The following is a 23,584-nucleotide window of genomic DNA, read 5'->3' as shown; positions in this document are numbered from 1 at the left end:
AGCGGCTTGCTCGACCGGCGAAAGCGACAACGTTGTCAGACTGACTGCAACGATCAGTACGCCGCCAACCAGGTGCCCCTGTCAAGACCGTCACCGCACCCTTACGGCCGACGGCCCCCGTGCGGTACGGTCCCCACGGCTTGCTCGACCCGGCGATCGCGGCCCTTCCGAACAAGGTGGGACCGCAATGCCCTCAAAACCCCTGGCCGCCCTGGCGGCCGCGGCCCTGACCGCGGGGCTCCTCGCCACCGCGGCCACCGCGCCCGCGTCGGCCGCCCCGCCGCCGACGCTGGTCAAGGACCCGGCGGCGTACGTCGATCCGCTCATCGGCAGCTCGGCCGGCGGCAACACCTTCCCCGGTGCCGTCGCGCCCTTCGGCATGCTGTCGTGGAGCCCGGAGAACACCCGCGGCGACGCCACCCGCACCGCCGCGCCCGGCGGCTACCACTACGACGCCACCCGCGTCCGCGGCTTCAGCCTCACCCATATGTCCGGCACCGGCTGCGCGGGCGGCGCGGGCGACATCCCCTTCTTCCCCCACGTTGGCGAGGTCACCTCGTCACCCGCCGCCGACACCAAGGACCAGGTCTACGCCTCCGACTTCAGGCACTCCGACGAGACCGCCGAACCCGGCCGCTACAAGGTCTCCCTCGCCTCCGGCGCCGGTGCGGAGCTGACCGCCACCGCCCGCACCGGCTCGGCCCGCTTCACCTACCCCGCGGACAAGACCGCCTCCCTGCTGATCCGCACCTCCTCCTCCGAGGTCGGCAGCTCGGCCGCCGACCTCACCATCGACCCGGCGCACCGCACCGTCTCCGGCTCGGTCACCAGCGGGAACTTCTGCGGCTATCTCGACCCCGAGGGGCGCCGCAGCTACTACACGCTGCACTTCACCGCCACGTTCGACACCCCGTTCACCGCCCAGGGCACCTGGCGGGACGGCACCCTGCGGCCCGGCACGACCAGCGCCGAGGGCGGCTCCGGCGGCTATGGCGGCGACGGCCGCCCGGTGGCCGGTAAGGGCTCCGGCGGCTATCTCCAATTCGCCCCGGGCACCCGCCGGGTGGGCGTCAAGGTCGGCATCAGCTACGTCAGCGACCAGGGCACCCGGGCCAACCTCGCCGCCGAGAACCCGCCGCGGCGCGGCTTCGACCAGGTGCGGAGCGCCGCGTACGACGCCTGGCGGCGGCAGCTGTCGGCCATCCGGGTCGGCGGCGGCGCGGACCCGGACCGCACCACCTTCTACACCGCGCTCTACCACTCGCTGCTGCACCCCAACGTCATCAGCGACACCGACGGCCGCTACCGGGGCAGCGACGGTGAGGTGCACCGGGTGAGCCGGGGCCACCGCGCCCAGTACGGCACGTTCTCCGGCTGGGACGTCTACCGCTCCCAGCTCCAGCTGCTCACCCTGCTGGAGCCGGACAAGGGCTCCGACATCGCCCAGTCCCTGCTGAACCTAGCCCAGCAGAACGGCGGCGTCTGGGACCGCTGGCTCCAGGGCGCCTCGGGGACGCATGTGATGAACGGCGACCCGTCGGCCGCCGCCCTCGCCGGGATCCGGGCCTTCGGCGGCGACGACTACGACCTCGACGCCGCCCTCGACTCGCTCGTCAAGGCGGCCACCGAGCCGACCGAGAAGGACCGCAGCCCGGCGGGCAAGCCCATCATGTCGGTCGGCCAGCGGCCCTCCCTCGACAAGTACCTGAAGCTGCACTACATGCCGTCCGTCTCCAACGCCTGGGGCGGCGCGGCCGAGACCCTGGAGATGTCCGGCGCGGACTTCGCCCTCTCCCAGCTGGCGCGGGCCGCGGGCCGTAAGGACACCGCCGAGACCTTCGCGCGCCGCGCCCAGTGGTGGCAGAACAACTTCAACGCCGCAGCCGACCCGGAGACCGGCGGCTATGCCGCCAACCGTAAGGCAGACGGCAGCTGGGTCACCGGCTTCACCCCGGCCACCGGCAACGGCTTCGTCGAGGGCACCAGCGCCCAGTACACCTGGATGGTCCCGCACAACCCCGCCGGTCTCTTCGCCGCCATGGGCGGTAAGGACGCCGCGGTGAAGCGGCTGGACGCCTTCTTCCACGACGCCGACGGGGGCTGGGCGCTCACGGGGGCGGGCGGCGAGAAGTCCGAGCTGGACAACGAGCCGTCGATCAACGTCCCCTATCTGTACGCCTACGCCGGACAGCCGTACAAGACACAGGAGACCGTGCGCGCCGCGATGCGCCAGCTGTGGACCACGAAGTCCGACGGCATCCCCGGCAACGACGACCTCGGCGAGATGTCGTCGTGGTACGTCTTCTCGGCCCTCGGCATGTATCCGCAGGTGCCCTCACGCGCCGAACTGGTCCTGGCCTCGCCCCTCTTCCCGCGGATCGAGATCGACCGCGGCGGCCGGGACATCTCCATCCGCGCCCCGCAGGCCGCGCCCGGCGCGCCGTACGTCCAGGCGCTGAAGGTGAACGGGCGGGCGAGCGACCGCCCCTGGCTGCCGGAGTCCTTCGTACGGCACGGCGGAACGCTGGACTACACCCTGTCCGACGCCCCCGACCGCGCCTGGGGCTCCGCCCCGTCCGACGCCCCGCCCTCCTTCCGCGAGGGCGAGCAGCCGTACCAGATCGGGGTGGGCCCGACCACGGGCACGCTCGCCCCGGGCGACAGCCTGACCGTGAAGGTGGCCGCCGTCCCGGTCAGCGAGGGCGACCGCCCCGAGGTGCGCTTCACCACCGACGCCCCCGACGGGATCACCGCCTCACCCGCCTCCGGGACGGTGGGCCCGGAGGGCACGGCGGAGATCGCGCTGCGCGCGGGGAAGGACACGGCCGAGGGGTTCTACGACGCGAAGGTGACGGTGACCAGCGAGGGCACCGAGGTCGTCCAGCCGATCACCCTGACCGTGGCCGCCCCCGGCTCGCTGCTCGCCGCGTACAACAACGTCGGCGCGACCGAGGACGCGGGCGAGCACGACGAGGGCGACTACGACGGCGGCGGCTGGAGCTACTCCCGCCAGGCCCTCGCCGCCGCCGGTCTCGAGCCGGGCGCCAAGGGGACCACCCAGGGCCTGGACTACACCTGGCCCGCCTCCCCGTCCGGCCGCCCCGACAACGCCTCCGCCACCGGCCAGACCATCGCCCTGCCCGCGTCCACCGGCCTGTCCTTCATCGGCAGCGCCGTCAACGGCAACCAGAAGGCCACCGCCAAGGTCACCTATACCGACGGGAGCTCGGACACCACGGAGCTGGCCTTCACCGACTGGACGGTGGGAGGCGGCGGCGGAACGGTCCAGTACGGCAACGTGACCCTCGCCAGGACCCCGTACCGAAACATCAGCGGCGGCGACAAGGACGTGGTCGACGCCTACATCTTCGCCACGAAGGCGTTCCGGGCCCCCGAGGGCAAGACGGTCAAGAGCGTCACCCTGCCCGACAACGCGGATCTCCACGTCTTCGCGGTCGCCCGCGGCTGAGCCCGCCACACCCGATCGAGTGAAGCGAGGGCAAGTGCCACCGGCACTTGCCCTCACCTCACTAGATTTCGACGCATGGTCAGTTCTTCACACGAGGCCCTCCACCGCATTTTCCAGGAGGACACCGGGGCCGTCGTCCGAGCGCTCCGGAAACTGCTTGGGGTCCCCTTTCCTGAGCCGGACAGGGCGTTTGTCGTCAGCCCGGACCTCACCGAGGTCTCGGAGACACCCCGGCACGGGAAATCTGGAGAGACCTGATGTCTGCGCTGCTGAACTTCTTCCGCTCCGAACACGCCCAGCGCGCCTTCGCCGAGGCTCGGGCAGAGGGCCAGGCTGAGGGCCAGGCTGCGAAAGGTGCGAAAAATGTTCTGCGCGTGCTCAGCCTTCGGGGGCTTGAGGCCACTCCCGAGACGCGTGAGCGCATCGAGGCATGCAAGGATCTGGACCTCCTCGATGCCTGGCTGGACCGAGCCGTGACCGCTTCCCGAGTGGAGGACCTGTTCGTCGACGGTTAGCGTCGCGCGGGCCGGGAGGGGGACGCCCGAGCGCGTGCGCTCTCGAGACTGGTGCTCACCGCGACAAGCAGCGCGTTCGGGTGTACGCCGACGCGCTGGCGTTGCCCCCGGTCACCGGGTGCGGCAGATTGAGGGACCGAGTGCCCCGATGGATCCGAGGTGAGCAGCCCCGGCTGGTCAACATGCGCTCGATGGAGATCTATCGTCAGCTCGGACTCGCCGCCAAGATCACGGGCAACGCGTTCACACCGGAGTATGGCCGCATCCGCTTCCGTGACACCCTGCACGACCGCGACTTCGCCACGGCGGCGATGGTCGGGGTCAACGCATCGGCGCCCGCTGGCGTGGCCGCCCACTGAGCGACGCCACCCCTCCACCACGCCCTCACCGCGATGACCTGGCCCACTACTGGCTCTCGATGAGGCGGTCGAGCGTGCCTGCCTTCGCCGCGTGTATGAAGGTGCCGAGAGTGGCGGGGGTGGTGGTGAGGATGACGTCCGGCTCGTCGCTCTCCCGGAGTCTGACGGTGTGGGGAGCGGGGACGGCGACGTAGAGGCAGGCTGATCCCTCCTGGCTGTACGAGGACTTTTGCCAGTCACGGGTGGCCACGTTGGTTTCCTCTCAGATGTGCTGCGCGATGTGGTAAACGAGGTCCCGGGAAGCTGCTGGCTTGAGTGCGTAGCTCTCAAGACGATCCAGCACGCTTCGATACTTCACGAGGTGGGCTTCCGAGTCGAGTAGCACCGTGGCGTGATCCGTGTCGAGCTCCACAGTGTCGAGTTGGGGGACCGAGCCGCCGAAGTAGTCGATGGGGTGACCGGAACCATGGAGCGGCCCCACGCCGAACGGGACCACCACGATCGCGACGTTGTCGCGCTCACTCATCTCGATGAGGTGTTGAAGCTGGGCGCGGGCCACGGCGCGCGTCGCCGGCCGAGGGGCCGGTGAGGTGCGGGGGCCGTGGCGGCATTTGTGCCCGGCGGCCGGGCCCGGTGCCGGACTGCGAGGGTTGGGGATGCCTTCTGGAAATGCTTGATGTAGTAGTTGCTTCAGATCAAGCGTTTTCGGAGGGGGTACCCGGAGACGCGAGCGCGACGTCAGACCGCCCCAAGGCCCCCACACACGGTCCGGCGTCGCACCAAACGGGATCATGCCCCCACTCCGGCACCGGGCCCAGCCTCAGAGCACCGTTGCCGCCACCGGTGCCCACCCCACCCGGCCCGGCGCCCGGCGGCGAGGCCCGCGCCCCCCCCCCCCCCGCCGCCCATGCTCAAATGCGCCGAAGGCGCGAGACGGCGGGGTAGATGGCCGGGCCGCCTCGCGCCCGGCGCGCCCGGCGGCGCGCGGTCGACGGCCACGCCGCCGCACCATGTCAGCACGCGGGCCGTGGCCGCCCGAAGGCGTGGCCACGGCCCGCATGTCTCATCGCATCGCGCAGCTCAGCTCACTTCAGCTCAGCAGTTCCACCTCCGCCAGGGTCGCCTTGCCGTCCGGCACCAGGCGGTAGTGCTCATAGACGCCGGGGTTCTTGACCGAGAAGACGCGGGTCTGTTTGTCCCAGCTGAAGGACTCGCCCGACCTGCGGTCCAGGTCCCGCCACTTCTCGCCGTCCGGAGAGCCCTGGAGCACCCATCCCGTCGGGGCCTTGCCGCGGTCCGACGAGGTCAGGGTGTACTGCACCGCGCGGCCCGGCTTCGTGACCGGCAGGTCCACCGACTCGAAGGCCGCCTCGGTGCCCGAGGTGTTGTCCAGCAGCGCCGTACCGCCGCTCGGCACCGTCAGGTCGTGGCGCGGGGTGGGCACCTTGTCGTCCTTGGTGATGGAGGACGGCGCGGCGTTCGCGCCGGTGCCCCAGGAGGACGGCTTGGCGCCCATGGCGAACTCCAGCGTGCCGCCGCGGGCGATCAGGTCATGCGGCAGCGCGGTGGAGTTCCACGCCTTGCCGTTGACCTTCAGACTCTGGACGTACACGTTCCGCGCGCTGTTGCGCGGGGCCTTGACGACGAGGTCGCGGCCGTTCTCCAGATGCACCGTGGCCTTGGTGAACTGCGGCGATCCGACCGCGTACTCCGAGCCGCCCATCACCAGCGGATAGAAGCCCAGCGAGCTGAAGAGGTACCAGGCGGACTGCTCGCCGTTGTCCTCGTCGCCGTGGTAGCCCTGGCCGATCTCGCTGCCGGTGTAGAGGCGGGAGAGCACCTCGCGCACCTTCTCCTGGGTCTTCCACGGCTGGCCCGCCGCGTCGTACATGTACGCCACGTGGTGGGCGACCTGGTTGCTGTGGCCGTACATGCCCATGCGGACGTCCCGCGCCTCGGTCATCTCGTGGATGACGCCGCCGTAGGAACCGGCGAACTCCGGCGAGGCGGTCTCCGGGGTGGAGAAGTAGGTGTCCAGCTTCTTCGCCAGACCGGCGCGGCCGCCGTAGAGGTTGGCCAGGCCCCGGCTGTCCTGGGGCGCGGTGAAGGCGTAGCCCCAGCCGTTGGTCTCGGTGTAGTCGTAGCCCCAGATCCGGGGGTCGTACTTGTCGGAGGGCACGCGCCACTTTCCATTGGCGTCCTTGCCCTGGAAGAAGCCCGCCTTGTCGTCGAAGAGCGAGACATAGCCCTGCGCACGGTGCAGGAAGTACTCGGACTCCTCCTTGTAGCGGATCTTCTTCGTCTTCGCGTAGAGCGCCTTGCCCATGTTGGCCAGGCCGAAGTCGTTGAGATAGCCCTCCAGCGCCCAGGACAGCCCCTCATGGGTCTCGGTGCTGGTGTAGCCGAGGAAGGGCGAGCTGGCCATGCCCTTCCGGCCGACGCCCGACGTGGGTGGCACGGCGGTGGCGTTCTTCAGCGCGGCCTCGTACGCGGCCTCGGCGTCGAACCGCACACCCTTCAGATACGCGTCGGCGAAGGCCACGTCCGAGCTGGTGCCGGTCATCAGATCGGCGTAGCCCGGTGAGGACCAGCGGGATATCCAGCCGCCGTCCTTGTACTGCTGCACGAAGCCGTCGACCATCGTGCCCGCCCGCTTCGGGGTGAGCAGGGAGTAGGCGGGCCAGGTGGTGCGGTAGGTGTCCCAGAAGCCGTTGTTGACGTACACCTTGCCGTCGACGATCTTCGCGCCGGTATGGGTCGGGGTGTTCTCCCCGGCGGCCGGCGAAAAGGCGCTCGCGTACTGGTCGCGGGGCTTCGCCGCCGTCCCGGTGTTCTCGAAAGCGGAATTGGGATAGAGGTACAGCCGGTAGAGGCTGGAGTAGAGCGAGGTGAGCTGGCCGCGGTCCGCGCCCTCGACCTCGACCCGGCCCAGGATCTTGTCCCACTCCGCCTGGGCGGCCCGCTTGACCTGGCCGAACGACCGCGACGCGGGCAGCTCCCGGTCGAGGTTGGCCTTCGCCTGGTCGACGCCGATCAGCGAGGTGGCGAGCCGGAGGGTGACCGTGCGGTCCTTCCCCGGCTTGAAGCGGAAGTAGCCGGTGACATCCTTGCCGCCGCCTCCTTCCAGCTTGCCGCTCGCGCTCACCGGGGTGTCGAAGACGCCGTAGACGAACAGCCGGCTGGCGCCGGTGGACAGTCCGCTCTTGACGTCGGAGTAGCCGGTGACGACGCCGTGCTCGGCGTCGAGGGTCAGCCCGCCGTTGTTGTTGACGTTGTCGAAGATGACGCTCGCGTCCTCGCCCGGATAGGTGAAGCGCATGGCCGCCGCGTGATCGGTGGGCGCCATCTCGGCGGTGAGGCCGTTCTCGAAGGTCACCCCGTAGTAGTAGGGGCGGGCGGTCTCCTTCTCATGGCGGAAGGGGAGCGCGCGGGCGGTGCGCCCGGCGTCGGGGGTGTCGCTCGCCCCGGACGGCATGACCTGGAAGGTCTGCCGGTCGCCCATCCAGGGGCTGGGCTCATGGCTGGCGCTGAACGACTGGATGGTGGGGAGGTTGTCGGCGTTGTTGGCGCGGGCGTACTGGTAGAGCCAGTCGGTGGAGCCCGCGTTGGTCACCGGCGTCCAGAAGTTGAAGCCATTGGGGACGGCGGTGGCCGGGAAGTTGTTGCCGCGCGAGAAGCTGCCGCTGGAGTTGGTGCCGCGGGTGGTCAGCGCGTAGTCCGACAGGTGCGCCAGCGGCTTCTCGGGCGCCTTGGGGGCGATCGCGATGTCGTCCACCCAGCCGCGGAACTGCGCGGGGCCCTTGGGGGAGTCGTAGGCCACGAGGATCCGGTCGACCGTCTTGCCCGCGGCGACCGCGCCGATCCGCGACTCCTTGTGGTTCCACTGGTTGACGTAGAGCGTCTTGGAGTCGGCCTGGCCCTGCGGGCTCATCCGCGCGCCGTGCTGGTCGACCGCGCCGGGCAGTTCGCTGAGGTAGGTGCCGTCGGTGAAGGCCAGGTCGACGGAGACATGGGTGGCCGGGTAGTTCAGGTCCGTCTCGGTCATCGACGGGAAGATCCGGTAGGACAGCTGGGTGTCCCGGGTGACGGCCGTGTCGACGTCGAAGACCTTGTTGTACGAGTATGCCCGGCCATCCGGCTTGTGGGTGCCCGCGTAGCGCAGGGCGCGGGTGCCGGTGAAGCCCGCGTTGGCCTTGGCGGTGGGGGAGCCGGTCGGGCCGCGGTCGATCTGGGACTGCATGTCGGAGGCCGCGGGCGGAGTGGTGTCGCCGTTCGCGAACTGCACCTCCGCGAGCTGGACGATGTCGTCCCCGGCGTTGCGGGTGATCTCCAGCCGGAAGTGCTGATAAGCCGTGGAACTGTCGAAGGAGAACTCTCGCGTCTGCTGGCGCGAGGAGAACGTCTCGTCCTTACGGGTGTCGAGCGTCGTCCAGTCGGAGCCGTTGGCCGAGCCCTTGAGGGTCCAGTCCTTCGGGTCCCGGCCGGGGGCGTCGTTGGCGGAGGTGAGGGCGTAGCGGACGGCCTTCACCGGCTCGCTCAGGTCGAACTCGAGCCAGGCGGTGGTGTCGAAGGCCAGCCACTTGCTGGTGACCTCGCCGTCGACGAGGTTCTCCTTGATCTCCCCGCCGTCGGTGTTCTCGTCGCTCGCGCGGACCTCGGTGACCTTGTCGGTGACATTGCCGGGGATCCCGGAGGAGTAGCCGCCGTCGACTCCCGACGCCTTCTTCTTGCCGTCGGGGCCGGTCTCGACCGTGTTCCGCCAGTCGGGCTGGGGATCGCCCGACTCGAAGGACGAGGCGAAGGTGCGGTCGGCGTGGTGCGCGGAGTCCGGGCCGGCGGGGGCGGCGACCGCACCGCCCTGGGCCGTCACCGCCAGCAGGACGGCCGCCACCAGGGCGGCCGACCGTCCGATCCCACGCCATCGTCTCTGGGGTCGTCTCTGTCGCATACTCAGCCTCTCAACGAGTCTGACAACGTTGTCCACTGGGTCGGGCAGAGATAAGTAGGGAGGCAGGGGGAGGGTGGTGTCAAGGTTGCGGACAGCGCTCAATGGGCGCCCGTGCGGCGGGTGGTACGCCGCGGGCCGTACCCCTGTCGGTGGTACGGCCCGCGTCCATGGGGGCGATTCCATGCGCCCCTCGGGGTTGTTCCTGGCGTGTCGTCAGCCCCCGTCGTCGGACTTGGTGGCCAGCGACAGCCGGCACTTCTTCGCGGTGTGGGAGCTGTCCGCCTTGACCCCGGTGACCTTGATGGTCTTCTCGGAGCCGCCCGCCACGGACGCGTCGGACTCCACTCCGGTGGTCACGACCTCACCGGAGCTGTCCACGAAGCCGACCAGCAGCGAGTAGTAGGCCGTGCTGGAGCCGGAGTTGCTGATCTTCACATTGGCGTAGGGCTTGCCGTTCGAACCCCATCCGCAGGTGCCCATCTTGGCGTCCGGGGTGATCAGGCCGGAGCCGCCGGTGGGGGAGTCCGACGGCTCGTCATACGGGTCGTCGGTGGGCTCCTCGGTCGGCGCCTGGGTGGGCTCCACCGGCAGCTGGGCCATGCCCTTGCCGATCGCCGCGCCGCCCTTGCTGTCCCCGGCGGACGAGCCCCCTCTGCCGGAGCCACACCCCGCGGTGGCCGCGAGTGTCGCGGTCACGACAATGCTGGTGGCGAGGGTGAGCTGCTTCCGGGACACGGGAACCGCCTTTCGGGGAGCGCGCACGGCGGCGTGCCGCGCGGCATGTCTCCCCTTACGGTATGTCGGGCAGGTCTCAACTCGGGAAAGACTGGTACCCGATGACCTCTCGATCTTGCCCATATGAGGCCCAGTGGACTATACCTGTCGCCCCAGGGGGAAGGCCGCACCACGGCCCATATCGGAGGGCCTCGGCGGGTCATCCGCTCTCCCCGGCGTACACCCAGCAATACTCCGCTTGACGCTTCAACTGACCCGCGGTGTCGGGCCCCTCGCCGGAGGCGAGTATGTACGGGAGACCGTTACACCGCCTGAGTCCTGACGAAGGCGAGGACTTGAGCATGGGATCCACCTCAGATGTCGGCCGTCGCGATCTGATCAAGCGCTCGGCGGCGCTCGGATTGATCACCGTGCCGGCGATGAGCGCGCTGTCCGCCTGTGCCAGTGGCGGTGACGACGACTCCAAGAAGGTCGACAAGGGCAAGAAGAGCGCCAAGAACCCGCTCGCGGTCAATGAGAGCGCCGCGCTCGACGTCGTCATCTTCGACGGCGGCTTCGGCCAGCAGTACGCCAAGGACGCCGAGGCGGAGTACGCCGCGGCCTTCCCGAAGACCAAGGGCAAGGTCAAGCACGCCGCCACCCAGAAGATCCAGACCGTGCTCCAGCCGCGCTTCAACGGCGGCACCCCGCCGGACCTCGTCGACAACTCCGGCGCCGAGCAGATGGACATGGGCACGCTGGTCGCGAAGAACCAGCTGACCGACCTCACCCCGCTGCTGGACGCGCCCTCCCTCGACGACCCGAAGAAGACGGTGCGCGAGACGCTGCGCCCCGGTGTCGTGGAGATGGGCCAGTTCGACGGCAAGCCGGTGTGGATCCTCTACTACGCCTACACCGTCTACGGCGTCTGGTACTCCAAGAGCAACCTCGCCAAGCTCGACGTGGAGTACCCCGAGACCTGGGACGACATGCTCAAGGTCTGCGAGAAGGCCAAGAAGAAGGGCATCGCGGGCTGGACCTACCCCGGCAAGTACCCCTACTACCTGCCGTTCAGCCTCTACCCCTTCATCGCCAAGATCGGCGGCCGGGACGTCCTGGACTCGATCGACAACCTGGAGCCGAACGCCTGGAAGCACCCGGCCGTCAAGGCCGCCTTCGAGGCGTACTACGAGCTCTACAAGAAGGGCTACATCCTCAAGGGCACCCCGGGCCTCACCCACATCGAGTCCCAGACCGCGTGGAACCAGGGCAAGGCGCTGTTCATCCCGAACGGCTCCTGGGTGGAGAACGAGGCGAAGAAGACCACCCCGAAGGACTTCCAGATGGCGGTGGCCGCGCCCTCCAGCCTGGACAAGAGCGACAAGCTGCCGTTCGGCACCCTGTGGGCCTCCGGCGGTGAGCCCTTCATCGTCCCGAAGTCGGCGAAGAACCCCGAGGGCGGCATGGAGCTGCTGCGGATCATGCTCGGTGAGAAGTCCACCAAGAACTTCATCAAGCAGGTCTCCTCGCTCTCCTCCCTCAACGGCGGCACCGAAGGGCTCAGCCTGCCGCCGGGCCTGGCGTCGGCGCAGGAGGCGCTGACCAAGGCGGGCAAGAACGTGGTCAACCCGCGGATGCAGGACTGGTACGTGACGCTGCAGAAGCAGCAGATCGGCGTCGGCGCGCTCGGCGAGATGATGGCCGGCCGGATGACCCCCGCCGAGACGATCAAGAAGTGCCAGAAGTTCGCCGATGACACGGCCAAGGACGACGCCGTCAAGAAGTACAAGCACGTCTGATGCGGCTCCACGCGTCGCCGGCGGCATTATCCGTAGGGGAAGACCGAGGTCGGTAGAAATGCAGCATGGGAAGTACCGGTTCATCGCGGGGTTCCTGGCCCTGCCGGTGATCCTTTACGCGGTCTTCGTGATCTCGCCGTTCGTCCAGGCCGTCTACTACTCCTTCACGGACTGGACGGGGCTGAGCTCCGACTTCAAGATGGTCGGGTTCAAGAACTACGACTGGCTGCTGCACGACGACCTCTTCTGGAAAGCGGTCGGGCACAACGTCGTGCTGCTGCTGGTGGTGCCGCTGGTGACGCTCGGCCTCGGGCTCTTCTTCGCCTTCATGCTCAATGTGGGAGGCCGGGGCCGCAAGAACGCGGCGGTCTCCGGGGTGCGCGGGTCGGGCCTGTACAAGGTGATCTATTTCTTCCCGCAGGTGCTGTCGATCGCGATCGTCGCCCTGCTGTTCCAGTTCACCTACAACCCGCGCAACGGCGCGATCAACTCCTTCCTCGACGGAGTCGGTCTGGATTCGCTCCAGCAGCAGTGGCTGGCCGATCCGAAGCTGGCGCTGTGGTGCCTGATGGCGGTGATGGTCTGGAGCAACGTCGGCTTCTACGTCGTCCTCTTCTCCGCCGGGATGAGCTCCATCCCGAGGGACTTCTACGAGGCGGCGCTGCTCGACGGGGCCAACCGGATCAAGACCTTCTTCAAGATCACCCTGCCGCTGCTGTGGGACACGGTCCAGACCGGCTGGATCTATATGGGCATCATCGCGCTCGACGCGTTCGCCGTGGTGCAGATCATGACCGTGGGGCCGGGCGGCCCCGCCGACTCCACCCAGGTCATGGGCTACTACGTCTACACCAAGACCTTCCACGACGGGCAGGCCGGACGGGCCACCACGATCGGCGTCGCGATGCTCATCGTCACCCTGATCTTCGCGGTGATCGTGACCAGGCTCGGCCGGCGCGAACGGCTGGAGTACTGATGCCGATCACACCGACCGCACCCGGCCACCGCCGCCCGACCGCCGATCTGGGGGTACCACAGTGACCTCGCACGCAGCGCCCTCGGAGCTCCCGGGCGTCACCAAGGAGGACGAGGCACCGGCCACCGGGCCCGTCGCCAAGCAGCCGCCGGGATTCACCCCCGAGGGCCGGATCGGCAGTGAGGGCAAGATCCTCAACGTCTTCTCGCACGGCATCCTGGTGGTCTGGGGGCTCCTGGTCACGCTGCCGCTGCTGTGGGCGGTGATGAGCTCCCTCAAGACCGACAAGCAGATCTTCACCTCGCCCTGGGGGCTGCCCTCGGCCCTGCACTTCGACAACTGGAGCAGGGCCTGGAGCAAGTCGAACATCGGCGACTTCTTCCTCAATACGATCCTGGTGGTGGGCTGCTCCCTGATCGGGACGATGCTGCTGGGCTCGATGGCGGCGTACATCCTGGCCCGCTTCGAATTCCCGGGAAAGCGGTTCATCTATTTCATGTTCGTCGGCGGGATGAGTTTTCCGATCATCCTGGCGCTGGTGCCGCTGTTCTTCGTGATGAAGAACATGAGCCTGCTCAACACCTTTCATGGGCTCATTCTGGTCTATATCGCCTATTCGCTGCCGTTCACGGTCTTCTTCCTCACCTCGTTCTTCAAGACGCTGCCGTCCTCGGTAGCCGAGGCGGCCTTGATCGACGGGGCGTCCCATACCAGGACGTTCTTCCAGGTCATGCTGCCGATGGCGAAGCCCGGGCTGATCAGCGTGGGGATCTTCAACTTCCTCGGGCAGTGGAATCAGTACATGCTGCCCACGGTGCTCAACACCGATGAGGACAAGCGGGTGCTCACCCAGGGTCTGGTGCAGCTCGCGGCCAGCCAGCAGTACAAGGGCGACTGGTCAGCGCTTTTCGCCGGTCTGGTGCTCGCGATGCTTCCCGTACTCGGCGTCTATATCCTCTTCCAGCGGCAGGTCCAGGCGGGTCTGACCGCGGGCGCACTCAAATAGGGGGACATCGCAGAGGGCCTTTCACGGCCCCGTCCTTTCCGTTCCGCGGAAAGGACGGGGCCGTGCCGCCGTGGGCGGCGAAGGGTACCGCGAGCGGTCCCGCGGCCGTCGGGGGCTTGACGTGGGACAACCGTGGCGGCTCAGCTTAGAGTTCACATGTTGGAGACACAGCCGGGCCTCACTGCTGCGGTCCGGTCGGGCGGAGCGGCCGTCGTGCCGCCCGCGAAGGCGGGAGTGGATGGGCGTGGAGACTCCGGGATCGCAGTCGTCGCTGCACCGGGCCAATCTCGAGCGGGTGGTCCGTGCGGTGCGGATGGCGGGCTCGCTGACCCAGGCGGAGATCGCCCGGTCCACCGGGCTGTCCGCCGCCACCGTCTCCAACATCGTGCGCGAGCTCAAGGACGGCGGAACGGTCGAGGTCACGCCCACCTCGGCGGGCGGCCGCCGGGCGCGCAGCGTCTCGCTCAGCGGCGACGCGGGCATCGTCGTAGGGGTGGATTTCGGCCATACGCATCTGCGCGTCGCCATCGGCAACCTCGCCCATCAGGTGCTGGCCGAGGAGGCCGAGCCGCTGGATGTGGACGCCTCCTCCGCACAGGGCCTGGACCGGGCCGAGCAGCTGGTCAGCAGGTTGATCACGGCCAGCGGGCTGAGCCAGGACAAGGTGGTCGGCGTCGGGCTCGGCGTGCCCGCGCCGATCGACGTGGAGACCGGCACGCTGGGCTCGACCGCGATCCTGCCGGGCTGGGCGGGCACCAATCCGCGCGACGACCTGGCCCAGCGGCTCGGGGTGCCGGTGCACGTGGACAACGACGCCAACCTCGGCGCGCTCGGCGAGCTGGTCTGGGGTTCCGGCCGCGGGGTCGGCGACCTCGCGTACATCAAGGTGGCCGACGGTGTCGGCGCCGGGCTGGTGATCAGCGGGAAGATCTACCGCGGCCCCGGCGGCACGGCGGGCGAGATCGGCCACATCACCCTGGACGAGTCCGGCCCGGTGTGCCGCTGCGGCAACCGCGGCTGTCTGGAGACCTTCGCCGCGGCCCGCTATGTGCTGCCGCTGCTGCATTCCAGCCATGGGGCGGACCTCACCGTGGAGCGCATGGTGCAGCTCGCCCGCGAGGGCGACCCGGGCTGCCGGCGGGTGATCGGGGACGTCGGCCGGCACATCGGCAGCGGGGTGGCCAACCTCTGCAATCTGATCAACCCGAGCCGGATGGTGCTCGGCGGTCAGCTCGCCGAGGCGGGGGAGCTGGTGCTGGGCCCGATCCGGGAGTCGGTCGCGCGGTACGCGATCCCGAGCGCGGCCCATCAGCTGTCGGTGATGCCGGGGGCGCTCGGCGGCCGGGCCGAGGTGCTGGGCGCGCTCGCGCTGGTGCTCAGCGAGATGGGCGATTCGACGCTGCTGGACGGCGCGCTCTCGGCGGGGGCGCCGGCCCTCACCTGAGAGCCTGTGTCATATCCCCGGCCGGGCGGGGGCTGTTGGGCCGTGGGGCTTGCCTTGAGAGTCTTTGTCCGGTCACGCTCCGTCTATCCGGCCTGTCCGGCTGCGTTCACTCAGATAACGAATGGCACCGTTGCCATCTCGTTAAGGATTTACTTCTTGACGCCATGCGGGCGGCCGAGTTGACTTCCAGCCACCTCGGCCGCAATGACGCGGCCTCGTCAGGGAGGTCAGCCCTAAATGAACGCAACGATGCGTCGCGTCGCTCTTGCCGCTTCTGTCATGTCGATGACGGTAGCCCTCGCCGCCTGTGGCTCGGCGAAGGAAGCCGACAGCGACAAGAAGGACGAGAAGAAGAAGACCGGTCCGCTCACGATCGGGCTGCTGCTGCCCGAGGACCAGACGGCCAGATACGAGAACTTCGACCGGCCATACATCACCAAGAAGCTCAAGGCGCTCTGCGCGGACTGCAACATCCTGTACGTCAACGCCAAGTCCGACCCCTCGGTTCAGCAGCAGCAGGTCGACTCGATGATCACCAAGAAGGTCGACGCGATCATCCTCGACTCGGTGGACTCCAAGTCCATCGCCAGCTCGGTCAAGAAGGCCGACGAGGACGGTATCCCGGTCGTCGCCTACGACCGGCTGGCCGAGGGCCCGGTCTCCGCGTACACCTCGTTCGACAACGAGACGGTCGGCAAGGTCCAGGGCAAGGCGCTGCTCGAGGCGCTGGGGGACAAGGCCAAGAGCGGCAAGATCGTCATGCTCAACGGCTGGGAGGCCGACCCCAACGCCGCCATGTTCAAGAAGGGCGCGATGTCCGTCCTCAAGGGCAAGGTGGACGTCGGCAAGTCGTACGACATCGACCGCTGGCTCGCGGACAAGGCCAACGAGGCCATGACGGGCGCCATCTCCTCGCTCGGCAAGAAGAACATCGTCGGCGTCTACTCGGCCAACGACAGCATGGCCGGTGGCGCGATCACCGCGCTCAAGAGCGGCGGCTTCAACCCGCTGCCCCCGGTCACCGGCCAGGACGCCGAACTCGAGGGTGTGCGCCGGGTCGTCACCGGCGAGCAGTACATGAGCGTCTACAAGTCCTACCTGGACGAGGCCGCGGCCGCCGCGGAGATGGCCATCGCGCTCGGCCGCGGCGAGAAGGTCAACGAGTCCAACACGGTCGACAGCCCGACCACCAAGGACATCCCGGCGACCCTGATCACCCCGATCTCGCTGACCAAGAAGAACATCAAGGACACCGTCGTCAAGGACGGGAACTACACGGTCGCCCAGATCTGCACCGCCAAGTTCAAGGCGGCGTGCGCAGAGGCCGGTCTGAACTGACGGCCGGTCTCCGGCCCATAGACGGAGCAGGGCCGTCCGTACCCACGGACGGCCCGCCCCCCTGACTCACCCCCCCCATCCGAGGGGAGAGCGCGCTCTCCCCTCCGTCACGCAGCAGGGACCACCCTGCCCGGAACGGAGATGGCCATCGTGCCGAACGGACCCGTGTTGGCGTTGCGCGGGATCTCCAAGCGGTTCGGCGCCGTCCAGGCGCTCACCGACATCCATCTGGAGGTCCACGCCGGTGAAGTCGTCGCCCTGGTGGGCGACAACGGCGCCGGCAAGTCGACCCTCGTCAAGAGCATTGCCGGAGTCGGCCCCGCCGACGAAGGCGTCGTCGAGTGGCAGGGCAAGCCCGTCCAGGTCAGCCGGCCGCACGACGCCCAGGAGCTGGGCATCGCGACCGTCTACCAGGACCTCGCCCTCTGCGACAACATCGACGTCGTCGGCAATCTCTTCCTCGGCCGCGAGATCCTGCGCGCCGGAGTGCTCGACGAGGTCGAAATGGAGCGGCGCTCCCGTGAGTTGCTCCAGACCCTGTCGATCCGCATCCCCAGTGTGCGGATCCCGATCGCCTCGCTCTCGGGCGGCCAGCGGCAGACCGTCGCCATCGCCCGTTCGATGCTCGGCGAGCCCAAGCTGGTGATCCTGGACGAGCCGACCGCCGCCCTCGGCGTCGAGCAGACCGCGCAGGTCCTCGACCTGGTCGAGCGGCTGCGCGACCGCGACCTCGCCGTCATCCTCATCAGCCACAACATGGCCGACGTGAAGGCCGTCGCGGACCGGGTCGCGGTGCTGCGGCTGGGCCGCAACAACGGCATCTTCGATGTGAAGACCACCTCTCAGGAAGAGATCATTTCCGCCATCACCGGCGCCACGGACAACGCCGTGACCCGCCGCAAGGCGCGCAGCGGGGAGGTCGCGAAGTGACCACGAACGTCGACAAGACCAACGGCGGCCCGTCGAACGGCGCCAACAAGGCGAGCGGCCCGGCCGACGCCAACCCCGTCGCCAAGGACGCGGTAACCGTCGTCGACCCCCGGCTGCTGGTCCGTCAGGAGGGCTTCAAGGGCTATCTGACGGAGTTCGGCCGCAAGATGCGCAGCGGTGATCTGGGCGTGGTCCCGGTCATCGTCGGCATCGCCATCATCTGGGCGGTCTTCCAGGCGAAGGACAGTGCCTTCCTCTCGCCCAAGAACCTCTCCGACCTCTCGATCCTGCTCGGCGGCACCGGCATGATCTCGGTCGGGATCGTCTTCGTGCTGCTGCTCGGTGAGATCGACCTGTCCGTCGGCTCGGTCAGCGGTCTGGCCGCGGCGACCCTGGCGGTGCTCAACGTCAACCACGGGGTGCCCGAGGGGATCGCGGTGATCGCGGCGCTCGCCAGCGGCGCGCTCCTCGGCGCGGTGCACGGCTTCTTCTTCGCCAAGATCGGCGTACCGGCCTTCGTGGTGACCCTGGCCGGTCTGCTGGCCTGGAACGGTCTGATGCTCCAGGTGCTCGGCACCACCGGCACCATCAGCATCGCGGACGACAGCTTCGTGCGCGATCTCACCGCGCACTACTTCAGCCAGCTCATCGCCGCGTACGGGGCGGCCACGGTGGCGACGGCGGGCTTCTTCCTCGCCCAGTTCCTGGACAGCAGGCGCCGTAAGGCGGTCGGCGTACCCTCGCGGCCGCTGAGCGAGATCCTGGTCCGTACGGGCGTGCTCGCGTTGATCGTCTTCGCCGCGGCCTGGCGGCTCAACGAGTACAAGGGTCTGCCCCTCGCCCTGGTGATCTTCGTTGCGGTCCTGGTGATCCTGGACTTCGTGGTCCGCCGCACCTCCTACGGGCGCAAGGTGATCGCCCTGGGCGGCAGCGTCGAGGCCGCCCGCCGCGCGGGCATCAACGTCGTCGCCATCCGGATCTCGGTCTACTCGCTGGCCGGGCTGATGGCCGCGTGCGGCGGCATCATGATCGCCTCCCGGATCGGCTCCGCCAGCCAGCAGGCCGGTACCGGCAACCTGCTGATGGAGGCCATCGCGGCCGCGGTCATCGGTGGCACCAGTCTCTTCGGTGGCCGGGGCTCGGTCTGGTCGGCGCTGCTCGGCATGCTGGTCATCGGCTCCATCTCGTCCGGGATGAACCTGCTGGGCGTCGCGAACTCCGTCCAGTACATGATCACCGGTGGGGTGCTGCTGGCCGCCGTCGTCATCGACTCGGTGTCGCGCAGGACACAGCGGTCCGCGGGTCGCGGCTGACCCCGGACGCCTCATCCGCTCACCCGGCTGCCCGGTGCCTGCACGGAAGGCACCGGGCAGCTGTCTGAAAAGAACACGCGTGACGGAGATCGCATGGGGGGAGGTCTGCGCCGGAGGGCGGAACATTAGACTCGGGCGGACGGCAAGCTCCATGGAGACGCTCGAAGCAAGGAGGCACGGGTGCTGCTGACCCGCATCACGGGACCGCGCGATCTGGACCGGCTCACTCCGGAGGAGCTGGACCAGCTGGCCGCGGAGATCCGCTCCTTCCTCGTCGACGCCGTCTCCAAGACCGGTGGCCATCTCGGCCCCAATCTCGGCGTGGTGGAGCTGACCATCGCCCTGCACCGGGTCTTCGACTCGCCCCGGGACAAGGTGCTGCTGGACACCGGCCATCAGTCCTACGTGCACAAGCTGCTCACCGGCCGCCAGGACTTCTCCAAGCTCAAGAGCAAGGGCGGTTTGTCCGGCTATCCCTCGCGCGCCGAGTCCGAGCACGACGTCATCGAGAACAGCCACGCCTCGACCGTCCTCGGCTGGGCCGAGGGCCTCGCCAAGGCCAACGAGCTGCTGGGCAAGCAGGACCATGTGGTCGCCGTGATCGGCGACGGGGCGCTGACCGGCGGTATGGCCTGGGAGGCGCTCAACAACATCGCCGCCGCCAAGAACCGCCCGCTGGTCATCGTCGTCAACGACAACGAGCGCTCCTACGGCCCGACCATCGGCGGCCTGGCCAACCACCTCGCCACCCTGCGCACCACCGACGGCTACGAGCGCTTCCTGGCCCGCGGCAAGGACCTGCTGGAGCGCACCCCGGTCGTCGGCAGGCCGCTGTACGAGACGCTGCACGGGGCCAAGAAGGGGCTGAAGGACTTCATCACCCCGCAGGGCATGTTCGAGGACCTGGGGCTGAAGTACGTCGGCCCGATCGACGGCCATGACATGGAGGCGCTGGAGTCGGCGCTGCAGCGGGCGAAGCGTTTCGGCGGCCCGGTCATCGTGCACTGCCTCACCGAGAAGGGCCGCGGCTACCAGCCCGCCCTCCAGGACGAGGCGGACCGCTTCCACGCCGTCGGCAAGATCCACCCGGACACCGGGCTGCCGATCTCGGCCTCCGGCGCCGACTGGACCTCGGTCTTCGGCGAGGAGATGGTCAAGCTCGGCGAGGAGCGCGAGGACATCGTCGCGATCACCGCGGCCATGCTGCACCCGGTGGGGCTCACCGAGTTCGCCAAGCGCTTCCCGGACCGGGTCTACGACGTGGGCATCGCCGAGCAGCACGCGGCCGTCTCGGCGGCGGGCCTGGCCACCGGCGGCGTCCACCCGGTCTTCGCGGTCTACGCCACCTTCCTCAACCGCGCCTTCGACCAGGTCCTGATGGATGTGGCACTGCACAAATGCGGGGTCACCTTCGTCCTGGACCGCGCCGGTATCACCGGCACCGACGGGGCCTCGCACAACGGCATGTGGGACATGTCGCTTCTCCAGGTGGTCCCCGGTCTGCGGATCGCCGCCCCGCGCGACGCCGACCAGGTCCGCGCCCAGCTGCGCGAGGCCGTGGCGGTGGAGGACGCGCCGACCGTGGTGCGCTACTCCAAGGGCGCGGTGGGCCCGGCGGTCGCGGCCGTCGGCCGGATCGGCGGCATGGACGTACTGCGGGAGCCCGCCGAGTCCGCGGGGGACGCCCCCGACGTACTGCTGGTCTCGGTCGGCGCGCTCGCCCCGATGTGCCTGGAGATTGCCGACCTCCTGGACAAGCAGGGCATTTCGACCACTGTGGTCGACCCCCGCTGGGTCAAGCCGGTGGACGAGGAGCTGCCCGTGCTCGCCGACCTCCACCGCGTCGTGGTCGTCGTCGAGGACAACATCCGGGTCGGCGGTGTCGGCGCGGCTGTCGCCCAGGCGCTGCGCGACGGCGGCTTCGACATGCCGGTGCGCAACTTCGGCATCCCGCCCCGCTTCCTCGACCACGCCTCCCGTAAGGAGGTCATGGCGGAGATCGGGCTGACCGCACCGGACATCGCCCGGCAGGTCACCGGGCTGGTCTCCAGGATCGGCGGCCGCTACGGACACGAGTCCGCGGACGCCGGCTCCCAGGGCGCCGACATGACCCGGCCGGCGACGGCCGAACCGGTGCGCGACTGAGTCACCCCACCCCCTTCCGCCTGGGCCGGCCGGAGCGCTTCCTGCTCCGACCGGCCCAGCGTGCGTGGCGCCGCCCGCCCCCATCGGGTGAATCGGGGCCGGCCCCGAGCGTGCATACCTCTCCGCCGATCGGTAACCAGAAGCATGAACCGCACGGCAGGCGTGGAGGTGGCACCGGTGAACGTATCGGAACCAGGCGGAGGCACCGGAGGCAGAGTCCGGCCGCGTTACCTGCGGACGAAGAGCATCGAGCAGTCCATCCAGGACACCGAGGAGCCCGACCACGCCCTCACCCGGTCCCTGTCCGTCCTGGACCTCACGGTCTTCGGCGTCGGCGTCATCATCGGCACCGGCATCTTCGTGCTCACCGGCTCGGTCGCCAAGGAGCAGGCGGGGCCCGCCACCGCGCTGTCCTTCGTGGCCGCCGGTATCGCCTGCGCCCTGGCCGCGCTGTGCTACGCCGAGTTCGCCTCGACGGTCCCGGTCGCGGGATCCGCGTACACCTTCTCGTACGCCTCGCTCGGCGAACTGCCCGCCTGGATCATCGGCTGGGACCTGGTGCTGGAGTTCGCGCTGGCCTGCGCCGTGGTCTCGGTGGGCTGGTCGGGGTACATCCGCTCACTGCTGGACAACGCCGGATGGCATCTGCCCGACGCCCTGTCCGGGCCCGAGGCCGCGCACGGCTTCTCCTTCGACCTGCTGGCCTTCCTGCTCGTCCTGGCGATCACCGCGATCCTCGTCTTCGGCATGAAGCTGTCCGCGCGGGTCACCTCCGCGGTGGTCGCGATCAAGGTGGTCGTGGTGCTGCTCGTCATCATCGCGGGCGCCTTCTTCATCCACCCGGAGAACTACCACCCCTTCATCCCCGAGGCCCGGGGCTCGGTCTCCGGCTCCGGGCTGAAGGCCCCGCTGATCCAGCTGATGTTCGGTTACGAACCGACGACCTTCGGCGTCCAGGGCATCTTCACCGGCGCCGCCGTGGTCTTCTTCGCCTTCATCGGCTTCGACATCGTGGCGACCGCGGCGGAGGAGACCCGGAATCCACAGCGCGACATGCCCCGCGGCATCCTGGGCTCGCTGCTCATCTGCACGGTGCTGTACGTCGCGGTGTCCATCGTGGTCACCGGCATGCAGAAGTACACCAAGCTGTCGGTGGACGCCCCGCTCGCCGACGCCTTCAAGGCGACCGGCCATCCGTTCTACGCGGGTCTCATCAGCTTCGGCGCCGCCGTCGGACTCACCACCGTGTCCATGATCCTGCTGCTCGGCCAGAGCCGGGTGTTCTTCGCGATGAGCCGCGACGGGCTGCTGCCCCGGGTCTTCTCCCGGGTGCATCCGCGCTTCGGCACGCCGTACCGCTCGACGATCGTGCTGGGCGTGGTCATCGCCGTGGTCGCCGGGTTCACCTCCATCTCCGAGCTGGCCGCCCTGGTGAACATCGGCACGCTCTTCGCCTTCGTCGTGGTCGCGCTGGGCGTCATCATCCTCCGCCGCACCCGGCCCGATCTGCCCCGCGCCTTCCGCACGCCCTGGGTCCCGGTACTGCCGATCCTCTCGGTGGCCGCGTCCCTGTGGCTGATGCTCAATCTGCCCGCCGAGACCTGGGTGCGGTTCGGGGTGTGGATGGTCATCGGCCTCCTCGTCTACTTCCTCTACGGGCGCCGCCACAGCCGGGTGAGCGAGGCGGGAACGCGTACGGGGTAGGGGGCCCGCGGATCTGGGGCCCGCGGATCTGTCCCCTCCCCGCCCCTTCCCGCCACCAGGGGCTCCGCCCCTGGACCCCGGGGCGAGGAGCGGGCTCTCGCCGCGCCAGTGTCCCGACCGCGCAGCCTGCGAAGCGGTGGTCGAGCGGCCGGCCACTGCGCCGGGGCCAGGGCGCGCGCCGTTCGCGGTGGCGGCGAGGGCGTGAACGCCTTCACCGGTGGGCTGGTCGTGGTCGGCAGGTTGGCGCGGCGGATGACCGGGCGGATGGCCGCGTACATTCGGGCCGTCCGGCCGGGGGACAGGGGCGGACCGTCGCCGCGGTGAGTTCACCGGCCGGGGTGCCGACCGGGGCACCTGCGACGTGGCCGGGGTCTGGGGCGGAGCCCCAGTTAAGGGAAGGGGCGGGGAACGGCCCGCCGCAGGCGGCGCGATCCATCCGATATCTCCTGGGCCCTGACAGGGCCAGGGCCTAGGACGCCGAGTCGTTCGGGCGGACCGAGCGGGGGCCCGTCGTTTCCGCGCCCAGCGCCGTGACCCGCGCCCGCAGCCCCTGGTCCGCCGTCACCACCAGGCAGGGGCGGCCCTCCTCACGGGCCGCCACGACGGCCACGATGTGGTCGTCGCCGCTGCCCGGCGCGCTCTCCACCCGTACGCCTGCCACCGGCTCGACGCCCCGCGCCGCGCCCTCGACCACCATCACGATGTCCACCGGAGGTTCGGTGGCCCAGCCGGGCACGCCCGGGCGGCCGGGGAGCCCGGCCCCGGCGAGGGCGGCCAGCCGGTCGCGGAGCCGTTCGGCGGCGCCGCGCCGGTCACGCCACCAGCCATCCGGAACCGAGCCGACCACATTGGCGGCGTCCACGACCACAACCCCATCCATAGTCCAGGCAAATTACTATGGACATCGTTCGATCAGGTGGAAGG

17 protein-coding genes are annotated in these 23,584 nt (G+C 69.3%); 12 read left to right on the top strand and 5 right to left on the bottom strand.

Annotation, left to right across the window (positions count from 1 at the left end; translation table 11 throughout):
* Positions 1–187 precede the first annotated feature (187 nt).
* From LIV37_RS14560 to LIV37_RS14550, 3 genes are all read left to right on the top strand, one after another.
* On the top strand, positions 188–3,469 hold the full coding sequence (locus tag LIV37_RS14560) for a GH92 family glycosyl hydrolase (protein ID WP_020867889.1): 3,282 nt from the start codon (positions 188–190) through the stop codon (positions 3,467–3,469).
* Between the two features lie 257 nt (positions 3,470–3,726).
* Positions 3,727–3,984, top strand: coding sequence for a hypothetical protein (locus LIV37_RS14555; RefSeq protein WP_020867888.1), 258 nt, complete (start codon positions 3,727–3,729; stop codon positions 3,982–3,984).
* 191 nt (positions 3,985–4,175) lie between these two features.
* On the top strand, positions 4,176–4,343 hold the full coding sequence (locus tag LIV37_RS14550) for a hypothetical protein (protein WP_185057966.1): 168 nt from the start codon (positions 4,176–4,178) through the stop codon (positions 4,341–4,343).
* Positions 4,344–4,389: 46 nt separating this feature from the next.
* On the opposite strand, the gene LIV37_RS14545 is transcribed toward LIV37_RS14550, so the two are convergent.
* From LIV37_RS14545 to LIV37_RS14530, 4 genes are all read right to left on the bottom strand, one after another.
* Positions 4,390–4,593 carry a DUF397 domain-containing protein gene (locus LIV37_RS14545; protein WP_020867886.1) on the bottom strand — a complete coding sequence of 68 codons (204 nt, stop codon included), beginning with the start codon at positions 4,591–4,593 and terminating at the stop codon, positions 4,390–4,392.
* Between the two features lie 12 nt (positions 4,594–4,605).
* Entirely contained in the window at positions 4,606–5,136 is a 531-nt protein-coding gene (locus LIV37_RS51755; RefSeq protein ID WP_274596683.1) for a Scr1 family TA system antitoxin-like transcriptional regulator, read from the bottom strand.
* A gap of 297 nt (positions 5,137–5,433) precedes the next feature.
* Positions 5,434–9,291: a GH92 family glycosyl hydrolase gene (locus tag LIV37_RS14535; RefSeq protein ID WP_121825469.1), complete on the bottom strand. Its 3,858-nt coding sequence runs from the start codon at positions 9,289–9,291 to the stop codon at positions 5,434–5,436.
* Between the two features lie 213 nt (positions 9,292–9,504).
* Positions 9,505–10,026, bottom strand: a complete 522-nt coding sequence (locus tag LIV37_RS14530; RefSeq protein ID WP_121825470.1) for a hypothetical protein — start codon at positions 10,024–10,026, stop codon at positions 9,505–9,507.
* A 341-nt stretch (positions 10,027–10,367) separates the two neighbouring features.
* On the opposite strand from LIV37_RS14530, the gene ngcE reads away from it, so the two are divergent.
* The 9 genes from ngcE (at position 10,368) to LIV37_RS14485 (ending at position 22,660) form a co-directional block, all read left to right on the top strand.
* Positions 10,368–11,804, top strand: a complete 1,437-nt coding sequence (gene ngcE / locus LIV37_RS14525; protein ID WP_020867883.1) for an N-acetylglucosamine/diacetylchitobiose ABC transporter substrate-binding protein — start codon at positions 10,368–10,370, stop codon at positions 11,802–11,804.
* 58 nt (positions 11,805–11,862) lie between these two features.
* The gene (locus tag LIV37_RS14520) at positions 11,863–12,780 is read left to right on the top strand and encodes a carbohydrate ABC transporter permease (RefSeq protein ID WP_020867882.1); all 918 of its coding nucleotides are present in this window, start codon (positions 11,863–11,865) and stop codon (positions 12,778–12,780) included.
* A gap of 172 nt (positions 12,781–12,952) precedes the next feature.
* On the top strand, positions 12,953–13,786 hold the full coding sequence (locus LIV37_RS14515) for a carbohydrate ABC transporter permease (RefSeq protein WP_121826039.1): 834 nt from the start codon (positions 12,953–12,955) through the stop codon (positions 13,784–13,786).
* Positions 13,787–14,030: 244 nt separating this feature from the next.
* Positions 14,031–15,230, top strand: coding sequence for an ROK family transcriptional regulator (locus tag LIV37_RS14510; RefSeq protein WP_121826040.1), 1,200 nt, complete (start codon positions 14,031–14,033; stop codon positions 15,228–15,230).
* 237 nt (positions 15,231–15,467) lie between these two features.
* Positions 15,468–16,568: a substrate-binding domain-containing protein gene (locus LIV37_RS14505; protein WP_121825471.1), complete on the top strand. Its 1,101-nt coding sequence runs from the start codon at positions 15,468–15,470 to the stop codon at positions 16,566–16,568.
* Between the two features lie 141 nt (positions 16,569–16,709).
* Positions 16,710–17,498, top strand: coding sequence for an ATP-binding cassette domain-containing protein (locus LIV37_RS14500; RefSeq protein ID WP_020867878.1), 789 nt, complete (start codon positions 16,710–16,712; stop codon positions 17,496–17,498).
* Entirely contained in the window at positions 17,495–18,811 is a 1,317-nt protein-coding gene (locus LIV37_RS14495; protein WP_020867877.1) for a sugar ABC transporter permease, read from the top strand. The genes LIV37_RS14500 and LIV37_RS14495 overlap by 4 nt, the downstream gene beginning before the upstream one ends.
* Before the next feature lie 180 nt (positions 18,812–18,991).
* A complete protein-coding gene (gene dxs / locus LIV37_RS14490) occupies positions 18,992–20,956 on the top strand; it encodes a 1-deoxy-D-xylulose-5-phosphate synthase (protein ID WP_020867876.1) in 1,965 nt (654 codons plus the stop codon).
* A 177-nt stretch (positions 20,957–21,133) separates the two neighbouring features.
* Positions 21,134–22,660, top strand: a complete 1,527-nt coding sequence (locus LIV37_RS14485; RefSeq protein ID WP_373920620.1) for an amino acid permease — start codon at positions 21,134–21,136, stop codon at positions 22,658–22,660.
* A gap of 469 nt (positions 22,661–23,129) precedes the next feature.
* Here LIV37_RS14485 and LIV37_RS14480 read toward each other — a convergent pair whose 3' ends face one another.
* On the bottom strand, positions 23,130–23,540 hold the full coding sequence (locus tag LIV37_RS14480) for a PIN domain-containing protein (RefSeq protein ID WP_121825473.1): 411 nt from the start codon (positions 23,538–23,540) through the stop codon (positions 23,130–23,132).
* Between the last annotated feature and the right edge of the window lie 44 nt (positions 23,541–23,584).

The organism is Streptomyces rapamycinicus NRRL 5491 (assembly GCF_024298965.1).
GTDB lineage: Bacteria > Actinomycetota > Actinomycetes > Streptomycetales > Streptomycetaceae > Streptomyces > Streptomyces rapamycinicus.
Note: the sequence above shows the minus strand (reverse complement) of the source record. Positions and strands in the feature narration are given on the sequence as shown.